This is a genomic window from Saccharothrix sabaoui, assembly GCF_051756985.1.
Lineage (GTDB): Bacteria > Actinomycetota > Actinomycetes > Mycobacteriales > Pseudonocardiaceae > Actinosynnema.
Map to the genome: position 1 here is coordinate 38,630 of NZ_JBPKJK010000016.1, position 14,492 is coordinate 53,121.

23 protein-coding genes are annotated in these 14,492 nt (G+C 68.5%); 3 read left to right on the forward strand and 20 right to left on the reverse strand.

Going from position 1 to position 14,492, the window contains the following annotated elements; genetic code table 11:
- Positions 1 to 10: 10 nt before the first annotated feature.
- The 20 genes from rpsH to rpsL all read right to left on the reverse strand — a co-directional run bounded on the left by rpsH (position 11) and on the right by rpsL (position 12,140).
- Positions 11 to 409, reverse strand: a complete 399-nt coding sequence (gene rpsH / locus ACR807_RS07475; protein WP_438920475.1) for a 30S ribosomal protein S8 — start codon at positions 407 to 409, stop codon at positions 11 to 13.
- 129 nt (positions 410 to 538) lie between these two features.
- A complete protein-coding gene (locus tag ACR807_RS07480; protein ID WP_053715226.1) occupies positions 539 to 724 on the reverse strand; it encodes a type Z 30S ribosomal protein S14 in 186 nt (61 codons plus the stop codon).
- Position 725: 1 nt separating this feature from the next.
- Positions 726 to 1,289 (reverse strand): 50S ribosomal protein L5, encoded by a 564-nt coding sequence (gene rplE / locus ACR807_RS07485; protein ID WP_438920476.1) that lies wholly within the window; start codon positions 1,287 to 1,289, stop codon positions 726 to 728.
- Positions 1,289 to 1,603 carry a 50S ribosomal protein L24 gene (rplX, locus tag ACR807_RS07490; protein WP_033436722.1) on the reverse strand — a complete coding sequence of 105 codons (315 nt, stop codon included), beginning with the start codon at positions 1,601 to 1,603 and terminating at the stop codon, positions 1,289 to 1,291. Before rplX ends, rplE begins: the two co-directional genes overlap by 1 nt.
- Positions 1,604 to 1,605: 2 nt before the next feature.
- Complete coding sequence (gene rplN, locus ACR807_RS07495) at positions 1,606 to 1,974, reverse strand: 50S ribosomal protein L14 (RefSeq protein ID WP_438920477.1); 369 nt, start codon at positions 1,972 to 1,974, stop codon at positions 1,606 to 1,608.
- Positions 1,975 to 2,039: 65 nt separating this feature from the next.
- Positions 2,040 to 2,321: a 30S ribosomal protein S17 gene (gene rpsQ, locus ACR807_RS07500; protein ID WP_438920478.1), complete on the reverse strand. Its 282-nt coding sequence runs from the start codon at positions 2,319 to 2,321 to the stop codon at positions 2,040 to 2,042.
- Positions 2,318 to 2,566, reverse strand: a complete 249-nt coding sequence (gene rpmC, locus ACR807_RS07505; RefSeq protein WP_438920479.1) for a 50S ribosomal protein L29 — start codon at positions 2,564 to 2,566, stop codon at positions 2,318 to 2,320. The genes rpsQ and rpmC overlap by 4 nt, the downstream gene beginning before the upstream one ends.
- Positions 2,566 to 2,985 carry a 50S ribosomal protein L16 gene (gene rplP / locus ACR807_RS07510; protein ID WP_306743638.1) on the reverse strand — a complete coding sequence of 140 codons (420 nt, stop codon included), beginning with the start codon at positions 2,983 to 2,985 and terminating at the stop codon, positions 2,566 to 2,568. Before rplP ends, rpmC begins: the two co-directional genes overlap by 1 nt.
- 3 nt (positions 2,986 to 2,988) lie before the next feature.
- Positions 2,989 to 3,831 carry a 30S ribosomal protein S3 gene (gene rpsC, locus ACR807_RS07515; RefSeq protein WP_438920480.1) on the reverse strand — a complete coding sequence of 281 codons (843 nt, stop codon included), beginning with the start codon at positions 3,829 to 3,831 and terminating at the stop codon, positions 2,989 to 2,991.
- Positions 3,831 to 4,250 carry a 50S ribosomal protein L22 gene (rplV, locus tag ACR807_RS07520; protein ID WP_438920481.1) on the reverse strand — a complete coding sequence of 140 codons (420 nt, stop codon included), beginning with the start codon at positions 4,248 to 4,250 and terminating at the stop codon, positions 3,831 to 3,833. Before rplV ends, rpsC begins: the two co-directional genes overlap by 1 nt.
- 36 nt (positions 4,251 to 4,286) lie before the next feature.
- Positions 4,287 to 4,568, reverse strand: coding sequence for a 30S ribosomal protein S19 (gene rpsS / locus ACR807_RS07525; protein WP_015105260.1), 282 nt, complete (start codon positions 4,566 to 4,568; stop codon positions 4,287 to 4,289).
- A gap of 18 nt (positions 4,569 to 4,586) precedes the next feature.
- Positions 4,587 to 5,420, reverse strand: a complete 834-nt coding sequence (gene rplB / locus ACR807_RS07530; protein WP_438920482.1) for a 50S ribosomal protein L2 — start codon at positions 5,418 to 5,420, stop codon at positions 4,587 to 4,589.
- 22 nt (positions 5,421 to 5,442) lie between these two features.
- Positions 5,443 to 5,742: a 50S ribosomal protein L23 gene (gene rplW, locus ACR807_RS07535; RefSeq protein ID WP_121009862.1), complete on the reverse strand. Its 300-nt coding sequence runs from the start codon at positions 5,740 to 5,742 to the stop codon at positions 5,443 to 5,445.
- The gene (rplD, locus tag ACR807_RS07540) at positions 5,739 to 6,431 is read right to left on the reverse strand and encodes a 50S ribosomal protein L4 (RefSeq protein WP_438920483.1); all 693 of its coding nucleotides are present in this window, start codon (positions 6,429 to 6,431) and stop codon (positions 5,739 to 5,741) included. Before rplD ends, rplW begins: the two co-directional genes overlap by 4 nt.
- Positions 6,432 to 6,433: 2 nt before the next feature.
- Positions 6,434 to 7,084, reverse strand: a complete 651-nt coding sequence (gene rplC, locus ACR807_RS07545) for a 50S ribosomal protein L3 (RefSeq protein ID WP_438920484.1) — start codon at positions 7,082 to 7,084, stop codon at positions 6,434 to 6,436.
- Between the two features lie 52 nt (positions 7,085 to 7,136).
- Positions 7,137 to 7,442: a 30S ribosomal protein S10 gene (gene rpsJ / locus ACR807_RS07550; RefSeq protein ID WP_003938093.1), complete on the reverse strand. Its 306-nt coding sequence runs from the start codon at positions 7,440 to 7,442 to the stop codon at positions 7,137 to 7,139.
- Between the two features lie 329 nt (positions 7,443 to 7,771).
- Positions 7,772 to 8,965 carry an elongation factor Tu gene (gene tuf / locus ACR807_RS07555; protein ID WP_438920485.1) on the reverse strand — a complete coding sequence of 398 codons (1,194 nt, stop codon included), beginning with the start codon at positions 8,963 to 8,965 and terminating at the stop codon, positions 7,772 to 7,774.
- Between the two features lie 135 nt (positions 8,966 to 9,100).
- Positions 9,101 to 11,203, reverse strand: coding sequence for an elongation factor G (gene fusA / locus ACR807_RS07560; protein WP_438920486.1), 2,103 nt, complete (start codon positions 11,201 to 11,203; stop codon positions 9,101 to 9,103).
- 92 nt (positions 11,204 to 11,295) lie between these two features.
- The gene (rpsG, locus tag ACR807_RS07565) at positions 11,296 to 11,766 is read right to left on the reverse strand and encodes a 30S ribosomal protein S7 (RefSeq protein WP_306743645.1); all 471 of its coding nucleotides are present in this window, start codon (positions 11,764 to 11,766) and stop codon (positions 11,296 to 11,298) included.
- Positions 11,766 to 12,140, reverse strand: coding sequence for a 30S ribosomal protein S12 (rpsL, locus tag ACR807_RS07570; RefSeq protein WP_030473471.1), 375 nt, complete (start codon positions 12,138 to 12,140; stop codon positions 11,766 to 11,768). The genes rpsG and rpsL overlap by 1 nt, the downstream gene beginning before the upstream one ends.
- 529 nt (positions 12,141 to 12,669) lie before the next feature.
- Between rpsL and ACR807_RS07575 the strand changes: the two genes are divergently transcribed.
- From ACR807_RS07575 to ACR807_RS07585, 3 genes are all read left to right on the forward strand, one after another.
- Positions 12,670 to 13,554, forward strand: a complete 885-nt coding sequence (locus ACR807_RS07575; protein ID WP_438920487.1) for a phosphotransferase family protein — start codon at positions 12,670 to 12,672, stop codon at positions 13,552 to 13,554.
- Between the two features lie 39 nt (positions 13,555 to 13,593).
- On the forward strand, positions 13,594 to 13,887 hold the full coding sequence (locus ACR807_RS07580) for a TFIIB-type zinc ribbon-containing protein (protein ID WP_438920488.1): 294 nt from the start codon (positions 13,594 to 13,596) through the stop codon (positions 13,885 to 13,887).
- 105 nt (positions 13,888 to 13,992) lie between these two features.
- Positions 13,993 to 14,343, forward strand: a complete 351-nt coding sequence (locus ACR807_RS07585) for a hypothetical protein (RefSeq protein WP_438920489.1) — start codon at positions 13,993 to 13,995, stop codon at positions 14,341 to 14,343.
- The last annotated feature ends 149 nt before the right edge of the window (positions 14,344 to 14,492 follow it).

The following is a 14,492-nucleotide window of genomic DNA, read 5'->3' on the forward strand; positions in this document are numbered from 1 at the left end:
TCCCCCTTCCTCACCAGACGTAGGCGAGGACTTCTCCGCCCACGCCCGACTTGTTGGCCTGGCGGTCGGTCATGAGACCGCCAGAGGTCGAGATGATCGCGACGCCCAGACCGCCCAGCACCTTCGGCAGGTTGGTCGACTTCGCGTACACGCGCAGACCGGGCTTCGACACGCGGCGGAGGCCGGCGATGCTGCGCTCCCGGTTCGGGCCGTACTTCAGCTCGATCACCAGGTTCTTGGCCACGTCGCCGGCTTCGTCGCGGTAGCTCGCGATGTAGCCCTCGCGCTTGAGGATCTCGGCGATGTTGGCCTTCAACTTCGAGTGCGGCATCACGACCTTGTCGTGGTAAGCCGAGTTCGCGTTCCGCAGACGCGTCAACATGTCTGCGATCGGGTCGGTCATCGTCATGGTGACCTGGTCAACCTTTCTCGCTGCGGTTCCCCAGCCAGGGTCCGAGCCGGCCCCGGGGGGCCGACTGGTCGTGGACGGGCCTACAGCGAAGTGAATGATCTAGAAAAACCTGCCGCCGAGCCGGACTTACCAGCTGGACTTGCTCACGCCGGGCAGCTCGCCCCGGTGGGCCATCTCGCGGAGGCAGATCCGGCACAGGCCGAACTTGCGGAACACCGAGTGCGGGCGACCGCAGCGCTGGCAGCGGGTGTAGCCCCGCACCTTGAACTTCGGCTTGGCCGCGGCCTTGTTGATCAGCGCCTTCTTGGCCATGTCAGTTCTCCCTGAACGGGAAGCCCAGCTGCTTGAGCAGCGCGCGGCCTTCCTCGTCGTTCGTGGCGGTGGTGACGACCGTGATGTCCATGCCGCGGGGGCGGTCGATGGCGTCCGGGTCGATCTCGTGGAACATCGACTGCTCGTTGAGACCGAACGTGTAGTTCCCGTTGCCGTCGAACTGCTTGCCCGAGAGGCCGCGGAAGTCGCGGATGCGGGGCAGCGCGATGGTCAGCAGGCGGTCCAGGAACTCCCACATGCGGTCGCCGCGCAGCGTCACGCGGGCACCGATCGGCATGCCCTCGCGCAGCTTGAACTGCGCGATGGACTTGCGGGCCCGGCGGACCTCGGGGCGCTGGCCGGTGATGATCGCGAGGTCCTTGACGGCGCCCTCGATCAGCTTGCCGTCGCGGGCGGCGTCGCCGACACCCATGTTGACGACGACCTTCACCACGCCGGGGATCTGCATGACGTTGGCGTACTCGAACTGCTTGCGCAGCTCGGCCACGATCTCCTCGCGGTAGCGAGTCTTCAGCCGCGGGATGGTCTTCTCAACGGTGGTCATCAGATGTCCTTCCCGTTACGACGGGAAATGCGGACCCGCTTGCCCTCGTCGTTGGTCCGGTAACCCACGCGGGTCGGCTTGCCGTCCGAGTCGACCACCATCACGTTGGACACGTGGATGGGGGCCTCCTGCGTCACGATGCCGCCCGACTGCGCGCCGCGCTGGGTCTGCGTGATCCGGGTGTGCTTCTTGATGCGGTTGACGCCCTCGACCAGGACGCGGTTCTCAGCGGGGTAGGCCATGATGACCTTGCCGCGAGCACCCTTGTCCTTGCCGGCGATAACCACGACGGTGTCGCCCTTCTTCACCTTCATGGTCAGAGCACCTCCGGCGCCAACGAGATGATCTTCATGAACTTCTTGTCGCGCAGCTCACGACCGACCGGGCCGAAGATGCGGGTGCCCCGCGGCTCGTTGTCGTTCTTGATGAGCACGGCGGCGTTCTCGTCGAACCGGATGTAGGAGCCGTCGGGACGGCGCCTCTCCTTCACGGTCCGGACGATGACGGCCTTGACGACGTCGCCCTTCTTCACACCGGCACCGGGGATGGCCTGCTTCACCGTCGCGACGATGATGTCCCCGATGCCCGCGTAGCGGCGGCCCGAGCCACCGAGAACACGGATGCAAAGGATTTCCTTCGCACCGGTGTTGTCGGCGACGCGCAGCCGCGACTCCTGCTGGATCACTTACCTTCTCCTGACCATTCCTGGCCCGCCAGATTGCCGACCTGACGGGCTCGGTCCCTAGAAAACTACTTGGCCTTCTCGAGGATCTCGACGAGGCGCCACCGCTTGGTGGCCGACAGCGGACGCGTCTCCATCAGCAGGACGCGGTCGCCGACGCCGGCGGTGTTGCCCTCGTCGTGCGCCTTCACCTTGGTGGTGGAGCGCATGACCTTCGCGTAGCGGCGGTGCTTCTTGCGGTCCTCGACCGCGACCACGATCGTCTTGTCCATCTTGTCGGACACGACGTAGCCCTCGCGGACCTTGCGGTCGTTGCGCGCCTCGGTCGTCACTTCGTTGCTCTCGCTCATGCCGCACCCTCACCAGTGGAAACCGTGTCGGGGGAGGTCGAGAGACCCAGCTCCCGCTCCCGCATCACGGTGTAGATCCGGGCGATCTCGTGCCGGACCGTGCGCAGGCGACGGTTGTTGTCGAGCTGCCCGGTGGCCATCTGGAAGCGGAGGTTGAACAGCTCCTCCTTGGCTTCCCGAAGGCGCAGCACGAGCTCTTCCTCGGTGAGCTCACGCAGCTCGGAAGCGGTGGTACCCGCTGCCATCAGAACTCACCACCCTCACGCGTAACGATGCGGCACTTCATCGGGAGCTTGTGGATCGCGCGGCGGAGCGCCTCGCGGGCCACAGCCTCGTTCGGGAAGCTCATCTCGAAGAGCACCCGACCCGGCTTGACGTTGGCCACCCACCACTCCGGGGAGCCCTTGCCGGAACCCATGCGGGTCTCGGCCGGCTTCTTGGTCAGCGGGCGGTCCGGGAAGATGTTGATCCAGACCTTGCCGCCGCGGCGGATGTGCCGGTTGATCGCGATACGAGCCGACTCGATCTGCCGGTTGGTCACGTAGGCCGGCTCCAGCGCCTGGATGCCGTACTCGCCGAACGTGACCCTCGTGCCGCCCTTGGCAGCACCGGACCGACCGGGGTGGTGCTGCTTGCGGTGCTTGACCCTGCGCGGGATGAGCACTACTCAGCCCTCCGTCTTCGCGACGTTCGGAGCGTTGTCCGCAGCGACGTCGCCAGTCGTCTGATCACTTGCCTGGGCGGCGCGACCCGCCTCGGTGCTCGTCGCCGTGGTGCCGCTGGCACCGGAACGACGGGCCCGGTTCGGGCGCTCGTTGCGGTCGCGGCGCGGCGCGCGCTCGGCCGACGGGGCGGCGTCGCGCTCGCGCTTGGCGCTGATGCCACCGACGATGTCGCCCTTGTAGATCCACACCTTCACGCCGATGCGGCCGAACGTGGTGCGGGCCTCGAAGAAGCCGTAGTCGATGTCCGCGCGCAGCGTGTGCAGCGGCACTCGGCCGTCGCGGTAGTGCTCCGAGCGGGACATCTCGGCGCCGCCGAGACGACCACCGCACTGCACGCGGATGCCCTTCACCTGCGGCGAGCGCATGGCCGACTGGATGGCCTTGCGCATCGCACGGCGGAAGGCCACGCGGTTGGACAGCTGCTCCGCCACGCCCTGCGCGACGAGCTGCGCGTCCGACTCCGGGCTCTTCACCTCGAGGATGTTGAGCTGCACCTGCTTCTTGGTGAGCTTCTCCAGCTCACCGCGGATGCGGTCGGCCTCGGCGCCGCGACGGCCGATGACGATGCCCGGCCGGGCGGTGTGGATGTCGACGCGGACCCGGTCACGGGTGCGCTCGATCTCCACCTTCGAGATGCCGGCGCGCTCCATGCCCTTCGAGAGCAGCTTCCGGATCTTGACGTCCTCGGCCACGTACTCGGCGTACTGCTTGTCGGCGTACCAACGAGACTTCCAGTCGGTGGTGATACCGAGTCGGAAGCCGTGTGGGTTGATCTTCTGGCCCACTACCGAGCCCCCTTCTTCCCATCAGCGCCGGCCTTGGCACCGGCCTTCTTGGGACGGCTCTCCACCTCGACGGTGATGTGGCTCGTCCGCTTGCGGATCCGGTACGCACGGCCCTGGGCGCGCGGGCGGAACCGCTTGAGGGTCGGACCCTCGTCGACGTAGACCTTCGACACCCAGAGGGTGTCGGGGTCAAGCGACAGGTTGTTCTCGGCGTTGGCCACGGCGCTCGCGAGCACCTTGCGGACCGGCTCAGATGCCGCCTGCGGCGCGAACTGGAGCACGGCCAGGGCCTCGCTGGCGCTACGACCCCTGATGAGCTCGACGACGCGGCGCACCTTCATCGGCGTGTCGCGGACGTAGCGAGCCCGAGCCACGGCGCGCGGGAACTCCGGCGCCTCAGCTTCGTTACGGGCGTTCATCGCTGCTTCCCCTTGCTCTTCCTCTAGTTCGTCGCCTTAGCGGCGGCGCGACTTCCGGTCGTCCTTGATGTGACCCTTGAACGTGCGGGTCGGGGCGAACTCGCCGAGCTTGTGCCCGACCATCGCCTCCGTCACGAACACCGGCACGTGCTTGCGGCCGTCGTGCACCGCGATCGTGTGGCCCAGCATGTCGGGGATGATCGTCGACCGGCGGGACCAGGTCTTGATGACGGTCTTCTTGCCCGACTCGTTGAGGACGTCCACCTTCTTGAGCAGGTGGTCGTCCACGAAGGGGCCCTTCTTAAGGCTGCGAGGCATCCTTCACTCCCTCCCTGCTCAGCGCTTCTTACCGGTGCGACGACGCCGGACGATGAGCTTGTCGCTTGCCTTGCGGCGGCGGGTACGGCCTTCGGGCTTGCCGGCCGGGTTCACCGGGTGGCGACCACCGGAGGTCTTGCCCTCACCACCACCGTGCGGGTGGTCGACCGGGTTCATGGCGACACCGCGGACGGTGGGCTTCTTGCCCTTCCACCGCATGCGGCCGGCCTTGCCCCAGTTGATGTTCTGGTGCTCGGCGTTGCCGACCTCGCCGATCGTGGCGCGGCACCGGACGTCCACGTTGCGGATCTCGCCCGAGGGCATCCGCAGCTGGGCGTAGGGGCCGTCCTTGGCGACGAGCTGGACGCTGGCACCGGCCGAGCGGGCGATCTTCGCGCCGCCGCCGGGGCGGAGCTCGATCGCGTGGATCACCGTGCCGACCGGGATGTTGCGCAGCGGCAGGTTGTTGCCCGGCTTGATGTCGGCCTTGGGGCCGTTCTCGATCCGGTCGCCCTGCTGGAGCTTCGACGGCGCGATGATGTAGCGCTTCTCGCCGTCGGCGTAGTGCAGCAGCGCGATGCGCGCGGTGCGGTTGGGGTCGTACTCGATGTGCGCGACCTTGGCCGGCACGCCGTCCTTGTCCGTGCGGCGGAAGTCGATCAGGCGGTAGGCCCGCTTGTGGCCGCCACCCTTGTGCCGCGTCGTGATCTTGCCCGACGCGTTGCGGCCACCGCGGCCGTGCAGCGGGCGGATCAGCGACTTCTCCGGCGTCGACCGAGTGATCTCGGCGAAGTCGGAGACGCTCGCACCGCGACGACCGGGGGTCGTCGGCTTGTACTTGCGAATGCCCATCTCTACGCAGTCCTCGTCGTCATCAGGCGGCCGGGCCGCCGAAGATCTCGATCGGCTTGCTCTCGGCGGACAGCGTCACGATGGCGCGCTTGGTGTCCTTGCGCTTGCCGAAGCCCGTCCGGGTGCGCTTGCGCTTGCCCTGGCGGTTGATCGTGTTGACGCTGACGACCTTGACGCCGAAGACCTTCTCCACGGCAATCTTGATCTGGGTCTTGTTCGCACCCGGAGCCACCACGAAGGTGTACTTGTTCTCCTCGAGGAGCCCGTAGGACTTCTCGGAGATCACCGGCGCGAGCAGGATGTCCCTGTGGTCGGGGATCACTTCGAAGCCTCCTCGTCGGTGTCGGACGACACCGCAGTGGCCTCGGCGGAACCCTGCCCGTGCTGGGCCTTGCTCGCGAGGAACACGTCGAGCGCGTCCTTGGTGAACACCACGTCGTCGTTGACCAGCACGTCGTACGTGTTCAGCTGGTCCGGGGCGATGATGTGCACGTGCGGCAGGTTGCGCAGGCTGACCCACGAAACCTCGTCGGTGCGCAGCAGCACGGCCAGCACGCGGCGGGCCTCGGTGACCGTCCCCAGCACCTTGCGGGCCGACTTGGTCGACGGGGCGTCGCCCTCGACGAAGCCGCTCACCACGTGGACCTGCCCGGCGCGCGCCCGGTCGGAGAGGGCACCGCGCAGGGCGGCGGCCTTCATCTTCTTGGGGGTGCGCTGGCTGTAGTCGCGCGGCTGCGGGCCGTGCACGACGCCACCGCCGGCGAACTGCGGCGCACGGGTCGAACCCTGGCGGGCGCGGCCGGTGCCCTTCTGGCGGTACGGCTTCTTGCCACCGCCGCGGACTTCGCCGCGGGTCTTGGTGGAGTGCGTGCCCTGGCGGGCCGCGGCCAACTGGGCCACGACGACCTGGTGCAGCAGGGCCACGTTCGCCTGCGCGTCGAAGATCGCGGCGGGCAGCTCGACGGAGCCGTCGGCCTGCCCGGCCGGGGTGCGGATCTCAACGGAAGTCATGATCAGGCACCACCCTTCGCAGCGGTCTTGATGAACACGGTGCCGCCCTTGGGGCCGGGAACGGCGCCCTTGATGAGCAGCAGGCCCGACTCGACGTCGACCCGGTGCACCTTGAGGTTCTGGGTCGTGACGCGCACGTGGCCCATGCGGCCGGCCATGCGCAGGCCCTTGAACACGCGGCCGGGCGTGGCGCACCCGCCGATGGAACCGGGCGAGCGGTGCTTGCGCTGGGTACCGTGGCTGGCGCCGAGGCCCTTGAAGCCGTGACGCTTCATGACACCCGCGGTGCCCTTGCCCTTGCTGGTGCCGACCACGTCGACCACCGCGCCGGCCTCGAAGACCTCGGCGGTGATTTCCTGGCCGACCGTGTACTCGGACGCGTCCGTGGTGCGCAGCTCCGCCAGCTGACGGCGGGGCGTGACGCCCGCCTTGGCGTAGTGGCCCGCAACGGGCTTGTTGACCTTGCGCGGGTCGATCGCGCCGAAGGCCAGCTGAACGGCCGAGTAGCCGTCGTTCTCCTGGGTCCGAACCTGGGTGACCACGTTCGGCTCGGCCTTGACGACGGTGACCGGAACGATCCGGTTGTTCTCGTCGAAGACCTGAGTCATGCCGAGCTTGGTGCCCAGGAGGCCCTTAACCTGCCTGTCAGACATGGGTCTCTTTGCTCTCCGCCCCAAATGGGATCAACACTGCCGCGTCCAACGCTTACTGGATGTTGACGTCGACGCTCGCCGGCAGGTCGATGCGCATGAGCGCGTCCACCGTCTTCGGCGTCGGGTCGAGGATGTCGATCAGACGCTTGTGCGTGCGCATCTCGAAGTGCTCGCGCGAGTCCTTGTACTTGTGCGGCGAGCGGATGACGCAGTAAACGTTCTTCTCAGTGGGCAGCGGCACAGGCCCGACGACCCGAGCGCCGGTGCGCGTCACGGTCTCGACGATCTTGCGCGCGGACGCGTCGATCGCCTCGTGGTCGTAGGCCTTGAGCCGGATGCGGATCTTCTGTCCCGCCATGATGGCTTGCCGTTCCTCTGCTTCTAGTACCGCTGCGGTGCGGGCACCTTTCGCGAGGTCACGGGACCTCCGGCGCGCTCCGCCCCCTATTCAGGACTGACACCCAGCGGTGTCACGGTGCCCGGTCCACGCGGTCGGGCGTGTCGCACCCTCTGGCACAGACCGGTCCCACTGATGAAACCTGTGGGATTTTGTCTTGCTCGATCAAACCCCGCTCGTGACGGGGCGGCCAGGTCCAGAACTCGGACCGGCCGCCCCGACGAGCAACCCGTCAATAGTTGCACACGGCCGTGCGCAAACCAAATCGGGGGGTGTGTTGTGGAGCTAGATCACTTGATGATCTTGGTGACCGAGCCCGCGCCGACGGTGCGGCCACCCTCGCGGATGGCGAACCGCAGGCCCTCGTCCATGGCGATCGGCTGGATCAGCTTCACGGCCATGGTCGTGGTGTCGCCCGGCATGACCATCTCGGTGCCCTCGGGGAGGGTCACGACGCCGGTCACGTCGGTGGTGCGGAAGTAGAACTGCGGGCGGTAGTTGTTGAAGAACGGGGTGTGGCGACCGCCCTCGTCCTTCGACAGGATGTAGACCTGCGCCTCGAACTCGGTGTGCGGGGTGGTGGTGCCCGGCTTGATGATCACCATGCCGCGCTCCACCTCCTCGCGCTTGACACCGCGGAGCAGCAGGGCGGCGTTGTCGCCCGCGCGGCCCTCGTCGAGGAACTTCTTGAACATCTCGATCGAGGTGACCGTCGTCTTCTTCGAGGTCTCCTTGATGCCGACGATCTCGACCTCTTCGTTGACCTTGACGATGCCGCGCTCGATGCGACCCGTCACCACGGTGCCACGACCGGTGATGGTGAAGACGTCCTCGACCGGCATCAGGAACGGCCGGTCGACCTCGCGCTCCGGCTCCGGGATGTTCTCGTCCACGGCGTCCATCAGGCCGATGAGCTTCTCGCCCCACTCGGCGTCGCCCTCCAGCGCCTTCAGCGCGGAGACGCGGACGACCGGCAGGTCGTCACCGGGGAACTCGTACTCGGAGAGCAGCTCGCGGACCTCGAGCTCGACGAGCTCCAGGATCTCCTCGTCGTCCACCATGTCGGCCTTGTTCAGGGCCACCACGATGTAGGGCACACCGACCTGGCGGGCCAGGAGCACGTGCTCCTTGGTCTGCGGCATCGGGCCGTCGGTCGCCGCGACCACCAGGATGGCGCCGTCCATCTGCGCCGCACCGGTGATCATGTTCTTGATGTAGTCGGCGTGACCGGGGCAGTCGACGTGCGCGTAGTGGCGCTTGTCGGTCTGGTACTCGATGTGCGCGATCGAGATCGTGATGCCGCGCTGCTTCTCCTCCGGCGCCTTGTCGATCTGGTCGAACGGCGTGAAGGGGTTCAGGTCCGGGTACTTGTCGTGCAGGACCTTGGAGATGGCAGCCGTCAACGTCGTCTTACCGTGGTCGATGTGACCGATGGTGCCGATGTTGACGTGCGGCTTCGTCCGCTCGAACTTCGCCTTCGCCACTGGATTGTCCTCCTGGACTCTGTTGCTTAATCCGGCGGGCGGACTGCTGCCCGCCGGACTTCACGTCTGGGTGGTGCGGACCCCAGGGACGGAACCCCGGAGAGCCCGCGCGGTGCTGCGGTGCTCCGGTTGGGGTTACTCGCCCGTCGCCTTCGCGATGATCTCCTTCGCGACGTTCGCGGGAACCTCGGCGTAGGAGTCGAACGTCATCGAGTAGTTCGCACGACCCTGGGTCCTGGACCGCAGGTCGCCGACGTACCCGAACATCTCCGACAGCGGCACCAGCGCCTTGACGACACGGGCCCCGCTGCGCTCCTCCATGGCCTGGATCTGGCCACGGCGGGAGTTCAGGTCACCGATCACGTCGCCCATGTAGTCCTCGGGCGTGGTGACCTCGACGGCCATCAGCGGCTCGAGGATGGCCGGGCTCGCCTGGCGAGCGGCTTCCTTGAGCGCCATGGAACCGGCGATCTTGAACGCCATCTCCGAGGAGTCGACCTCGTGGTAGGCGCCGTCGAGCAGCGTCAGCTTCACGCCGACCAGCGGGTAGCCCGCCAGCACGCCGTACTGCATGGCGTCCTGGGCGCCCGCGTCCACGGACGGGATGTACTCCCGCGGGATGCGACCACCGGTGACCGCGTTGACGAACTCGTAGAGAGCGCCGTCCTCGGTCTTCTCCAGCGGCTCCAGGTCGATGAGGACCTTGGCGAACTGGCCGGAACCACCGGTCTGCTTCTTGTGGGTGTAGGAGTACTTCTCCACCTTGCGGCGGATGGTCTCCCGGTACGCCACCTGGGGCTTGCCGATGTTCGCCTCGACCTTGAACTCGCGGCGCATGCGGTCCACCAGGATGTCCAGGTGGAGCTCGCCCATGCCGGCGATGATCGTCTGGCCGGTCTCCTGGTCCAGGTTGACCCGGAACGTCGGGTCCTCCTCGGCCAGCTTCTGGATCGCCGTGCCCAGCTTCTCCTGGTCGGCCTTCGTCTTGGGCTCGATCGCCACCTGGATGACCGGCTCGGGGAAGGTCATGGACTCCAGCACGATGGGCGACTGCGGGTCGCAGAGCGTCTCACCGGTGGTGGTGTCCTTGAGGCCGATCACCGCGTAGATGTGGCCGGCGATGGCCTCGTCGACCGGGTTCTCCTTGTTGGCGTGCATCTGGAAGATCTTCCCGATGCGCTCCTTGCGGTCCTTGGTCGAGTTGATGACCTGGGTGCCGGAGGCGACCTTGCCCGAGTAGACCCGGATGTAGGTCAGCTTGCCGAAGAACGGGTGGGCGGCGATCTTGAACGCGAGCGCGGCGAACGGCTCGTCGGTCGACGGCTTGCGGAAGGCCGGCGTCTCGCCGTCCTGGAGCGTGCCCTCGACCGGCGGGAGGTCCAGCGGAGCCGGCAGGTACTCGATGACCGCGTCGAGCATGGGCTGGACGCCCTTGTTCTTGAACGCCGAACCGCACAGCACCGGGTAGGCGGAGCGGTTCTTGACGATGTCGCGGATGCCCTTCTTGATCTGCTCGACCGAGAGCTCCTCGCCACCGAGGTACAGCTCCATCAGGGCGTCGTCGGTCTCCGCGACGGCCTCGACGAGCGCCTCGCGGTACTCGGCGGCCTTGTCGGCGAGGTCGGCCGGGATCTCCTCGACCGTGTAGTCCTCACCCTTCTGGACCTCGCCGCGCCAGGTCAGCGCACGCATCTCGACCAGGTCGACGACGCCGATGAAGTCGCTCTCCGACCCGATCGGGATCTGGATCGGCAGCGGCTTCGCGCCCAGGCGGTCCTGGATGGTGCGCACGGTGAAGTAGAAGTCCGCGCCGAGCTTGTCCATCTTGTTGACGAAGCAGATGCGCGGGACGTCGTACTTGGTCGCCTGGCGCCAGACCTGCTCGGACTGGGGCTCGACGCCCTCCTTGCCGTCGAACACGGCAACGGCGCCGTCGAGGACGCGGAGGTTGCGCTCCACCTCGACGGTGAAGTCGACGTGGCCCGGCGTGTCGATGATGTTGATCTGGTGGTTCTTCCAGAAGCAGGTCGTCGCGGCCGACGTGATCGTGATGCCGCGCTCCTGCTCCTGCTCCATCCAGTCCATCACCGCGGCGCCGTCGTGGACCTCGCCGATCTTGTAGCTGATCCCGGTGTAGAACAGGATCCGCTCGGTCGTCGTGGTCTTGCCCGCGTCGATGTGGGCCATGATCCCGATGTTGCGGACCTTGGCCAGGTCGGTGAGCACGTCCTGTGCCACGGCTGTCTTCCCCTGTCTTGAGCTCGCTGGTAGCAGGCTCACTAGGGCTGGGGGCGCCCCACCGGTCCTCGGGGAACCGGCGGGGCGTCACATCACCAGCGGTAGTGGGCGAAGGCCTTGTTCGACTCGGCCATCTTGTGCGTGTCCTCGCGGCGCTTGACGCTCGCGCCCAGGCCGTTGCTCGCGTCGAGCAGCTCGTTCATCAGGCGCTCGATCATGGTCTTCTCACGGCGCTGCCGGGAGTAGGTGATCAGCCAGCGCAGGGCGAGCGTGGTCGAGCGACCCGGCTTGACCTCGATGGGCACCTGGTAGGTGGCACCACCGACGCGGCGGGACTTCACCTCGAGCGCGGGCTTGACGTTGTCCAGAGCGCGCTTGAGCGTGACGACCGGGTCGGTGCCGGTCTTGTCGCGGGCGCCTTCGAGGGCGCCGTACACGATCCGCTCGGCCACGGAGCGCTTGCCGTCGACCAGCACCTTGTTGATGAGCTGGGTCACCAGCGGAGAGCTGTAGACCGGGTCGGAGATCAGCGGCCGCTTCGGGGCCGGTCCCTTGCGGGGCATCAGCTCTTCTCCTTCTTCGCGCCGTACCGGCTGCGAGCCTGCTTGCGGTTCTTCACGCCCTGCGTGTCGAGGGAGCCGCGGATGATCTTGTAGCGGACACCGGGGAGGTCCTTCACACGACCGCCGCGCACGAGCACCATCGAGTGCTCCTGGAGGTTGTGGCCCTCACCCGGGATGTAGGCCGTGACCTCGATGCCGCTGGTCAGCTTCACGCGGGCGACCTTGCGCAGCGCCGAGTTCGGCTTCTTGGGCGTGGTCGTGTAGACGCGGGTGCACACACCGCGCCGCTGCGGGCTGCCCTTGAGCGCCGCGGTCTTCTGCTTCGCGACCTTGTCCTGCCGGCCCTTGCGGACCAGCTGCTGGATCGTTGGCATACGCCGGCTGCTTCTTCCGTTCGAGCACTCGTCACCTTGGGGGTGTCGAGCACTGTTTACCTGGTCCCTCTCTGCACCCGAGGTCGGGCGTGTCGCGCCCCTCCGGCAGAACCGGTGGAGGTCAACGCCGTTGCCCCAGGTCCGCAGGCGACATCCCAGGACGCCCCTGCGTGTGGAGGTCACCGCGGCCGGCTTTCCAGCACGACTGGCGCGTAGGCACGCGGAGCGGCCCGACATGGGTCGGGCACGAGTACCAAAGATACCCCGCCCGCTTCCCACTGGTCAAAACGGGGTCACCGACGCCACCGACCGCGCTCCCGGGCCGGTCGGGGGGCTCGCGGGTCGCGGGGAGGCGGGTGCGGGTGGCCCGGGTTTCACCGGATCAGGTGGAAGTGGGCCCGGGTGTTCGGCGGCGGGCGTGCGGATGCGGGCGTCCGGCGGTGGAGGTGCGGGCGGCGGGTGTCCGGCGGCGGGCGTTCGACTGTGGACACTCGGCGGCGGGCGCCCGGCCTTGGGCGACACTGGCCGCGTGGACTCGGACCTGATCGCGGGGATGGCGGCGCTCGTGGACGCGGGCCCCGCGCCCGAGGTGCTGGCGGTGCGCGGGGACGTCGTGGTGGTGCGCGTCGGCGACGTGGTGCTCAAGGCGCACGAGCGCGGCACGGACGCCGCGGTGCTCGCGGACCGGCTGCGGCTGGCCGCCGACCCCCGGCTGGCCGACCTGGTGCTGCCGCCCGTGCCGCTGCGCGGCGCGCCGGGGCCGGTGCTGGTGCTGGGCCGGGTCGTCACGGCGTGGCCGCTGGGCGCGCCCGTGCCGCAGGCCGAGCCCGAGGACCTGCCGATGGAGGCCGCCGGGCGGCTGCTCGCGGCGCTGCACCGCCTCACCGCCGCCGACTTCGCGCCGCCCGTGCCGCCGGCGGGGGCCGTGCCGCGCATGGTGCGCGCCGTGCGGGACCTGGTGCTCGACACGCCCGCGGCGGCGCTGGTGCGGCGGGCGTTCGCGACCCTGCCGGAGCTGCCGGCGGGCGGCTCGGTGGTCGTGCACGGCGACTGGCACCTGGGGCAGCTGGTGCGGCGCGGCGGGTACCGGCTCATCGACCTGGACGACCTGGGCGCGGGCGACCCGGCGTGGGACCTCGCGCGGCCCGCGGCGCTGCACCTGTCCGGCGTGCTGGACGCGGCGACGTGGGGGCGGCTGCTCGGCGCGTACCTCGACGCGGGCGGGACCGGCGTGCCGGCCGACGACCCGTGGTCCGCGCTGGAGGTGCCGGCACGGGCGCTGGTCGTGCAGATGGCCGCGCGTGCCCTCGCGGCTGCGGACCGTGACGGGACCGGGTTGAACAGCGCCCAGGAAGCGCTGTTGGACGCCTGTGCCCGGATCGTGTCGGCACACGAACCCATTCAGCGTGGCTAATATCGGACACATCGCGTCAAGAGCAGGAGGCTCACCACGATGCAGTGTCCCAAGTGTCATGCGAACATGCGCACCTTCGACCGCATGGGCGTGCACATCGAGCAGTGCGATGGCTGCCGCGGGGTCTTCCTCGACTACGGCGAGCTGGAGGCCATCACCCGCCTCGAGCAGCAGATGGCCCCGCCGCCGCCCCCGCCGCCCGTCGCGCCGGCCCCCCAGGTGCACTACGTCCAGCAGCCGGTCCAGCCGGGCTGGGGCGCCGCCCCGGGCTACGGCCACGGCTACGGCCACCGCAAGCACCGCGGCCTCGGCGGGCTGTTCTTCTCGTCGTGACCTCCCGGCCGGTGGCCCCGCGCACGTGCGGGGCCACCGCCGCCGGGTGCGGCCACCCGTGTTGCCACCACCGAGGCCGCGCCGGTCCGTGACCTGTTCGAGCAGTTGGAGGAGGTCGAAGAGGTCGCGCTGAGCCCGGCCGAGGACGACGAGCGCCTGCACGAGGTGCCGCACGTCGTGTCCGGGCTGCGCCGCGCCGGCCGCAACCGCTCCCTGCTGGACGAGGTCCACCGCAGGTTGAGCGACGCGGCCCTGCTCGAACGCCCCGACCTCGCCGAGACAGCCTGGAGCAGGTGCACCGCGGCGAAGGGCGCGTGGTGCGCTGATCCAGGTCACGGCGCGGGTGCTGCTGGTCGGCCCGCAGCTCCCCCGGTGGCCGACAACGACCTTGGGGGACGACCTCGTGACCCGCGCCCGTTCCCCGGCCAAGTCCCGTCGCCGGTTCTGAGCGCATGACTCACGGGTCGTGAGCGCATGACTCGCCGGTTCTGAGTGCATGACTCGCCGGTCGTGAACGTAGGACTCGCGGGGCGTGAACGTAGGACTCGCGGAAGGGAAAGGCCCCCGGAGCGTGGCTCCGGGGGCCTTTCTCGGCACTACTGGCT

Excerpts from the sequence above, each read along its gene's own strand:
- rpsJ (WP_003938093.1), bottom strand. The coding sequence starts at position 7,442 with ATGGCGGGACAGAAGATCCGCATCCGGCTCAAGGCCTACGACCACGAG.
- rpsQ (WP_438920478.1), bottom strand. The coding sequence starts at position 2,321 with ATGAGCGAGAGCAACGAAGTGACGACCGAGGCGCGCAACGACCGCAAG.
- rpsS (WP_015105260.1), bottom strand. The coding sequence starts at position 4,568 with ATGCCTCGCAGCCTTAAGAAGGGCCCCTTCGTGGACGACCACCTGCTC.
- rplE (WP_438920476.1), bottom strand. The coding sequence starts at position 1,289 with ATGACCACCGTTGAGAAGACCATCCCGCGGCTGAAGACTCGCTACCGC.
- rpsL (WP_030473471.1), bottom strand. The coding sequence starts at position 12,140 with ATGCCAACGATCCAGCAGCTGGTCCGCAAGGGCCGGCAGGACAAGGTC.
- rplX (WP_033436722.1), bottom strand. The coding sequence starts at position 1,603 with ATGAAGGTGAAGAAGGGCGACACCGTCGTGGTTATCGCCGGCAAGGAC.
- ACR807_RS07480 (WP_053715226.1), bottom strand. The coding sequence starts at position 724 with ATGGCCAAGAAGGCGCTGATCAACAAGGCCGCGGCCAAGCCGAAGTTC.
- rplC (WP_438920484.1), bottom strand. The coding sequence starts at position 7,084 with ATGTCTGACAGGCAGGTTAAGGGCCTCCTGGGCACCAAGCTCGGCATG.
- rplB (WP_438920482.1), bottom strand. The coding sequence starts at position 5,420 with ATGGGCATTCGCAAGTACAAGCCGACGACCCCCGGTCGTCGCGGTGCG.
- rpmC (WP_438920479.1), bottom strand. The coding sequence starts at position 2,566 with ATGGCAGCGGGTACCACCGCTTCCGAGCTGCGTGAGCTCACCGAGGAA.
- rplD (WP_438920483.1), bottom strand. The coding sequence starts at position 6,431 with ATGACTTCCGTTGAGATCCGCACCCCGGCCGGGCAGGCCGACGGCTCC.
- ACR807_RS07580 (WP_438920488.1), top strand. The coding sequence starts at position 13,594 with ATGCAGTGTCCCAAGTGTCATGCGAACATGCGCACCTTCGACCGCATG.
- rpsH (WP_438920475.1), bottom strand. The coding sequence starts at position 409 with ATGACGATGACCGACCCGATCGCAGACATGTTGACGCGTCTGCGGAAC.
- rplV (WP_438920481.1), bottom strand. The coding sequence starts at position 4,250 with ATGAACGCCCGTAACGAAGCTGAGGCGCCGGAGTTCCCGCGCGCCGTG.
- rpsG (WP_306743645.1), bottom strand. The coding sequence starts at position 11,766 with ATGCCCCGCAAGGGACCGGCCCCGAAGCGGCCGCTGATCTCCGACCCG.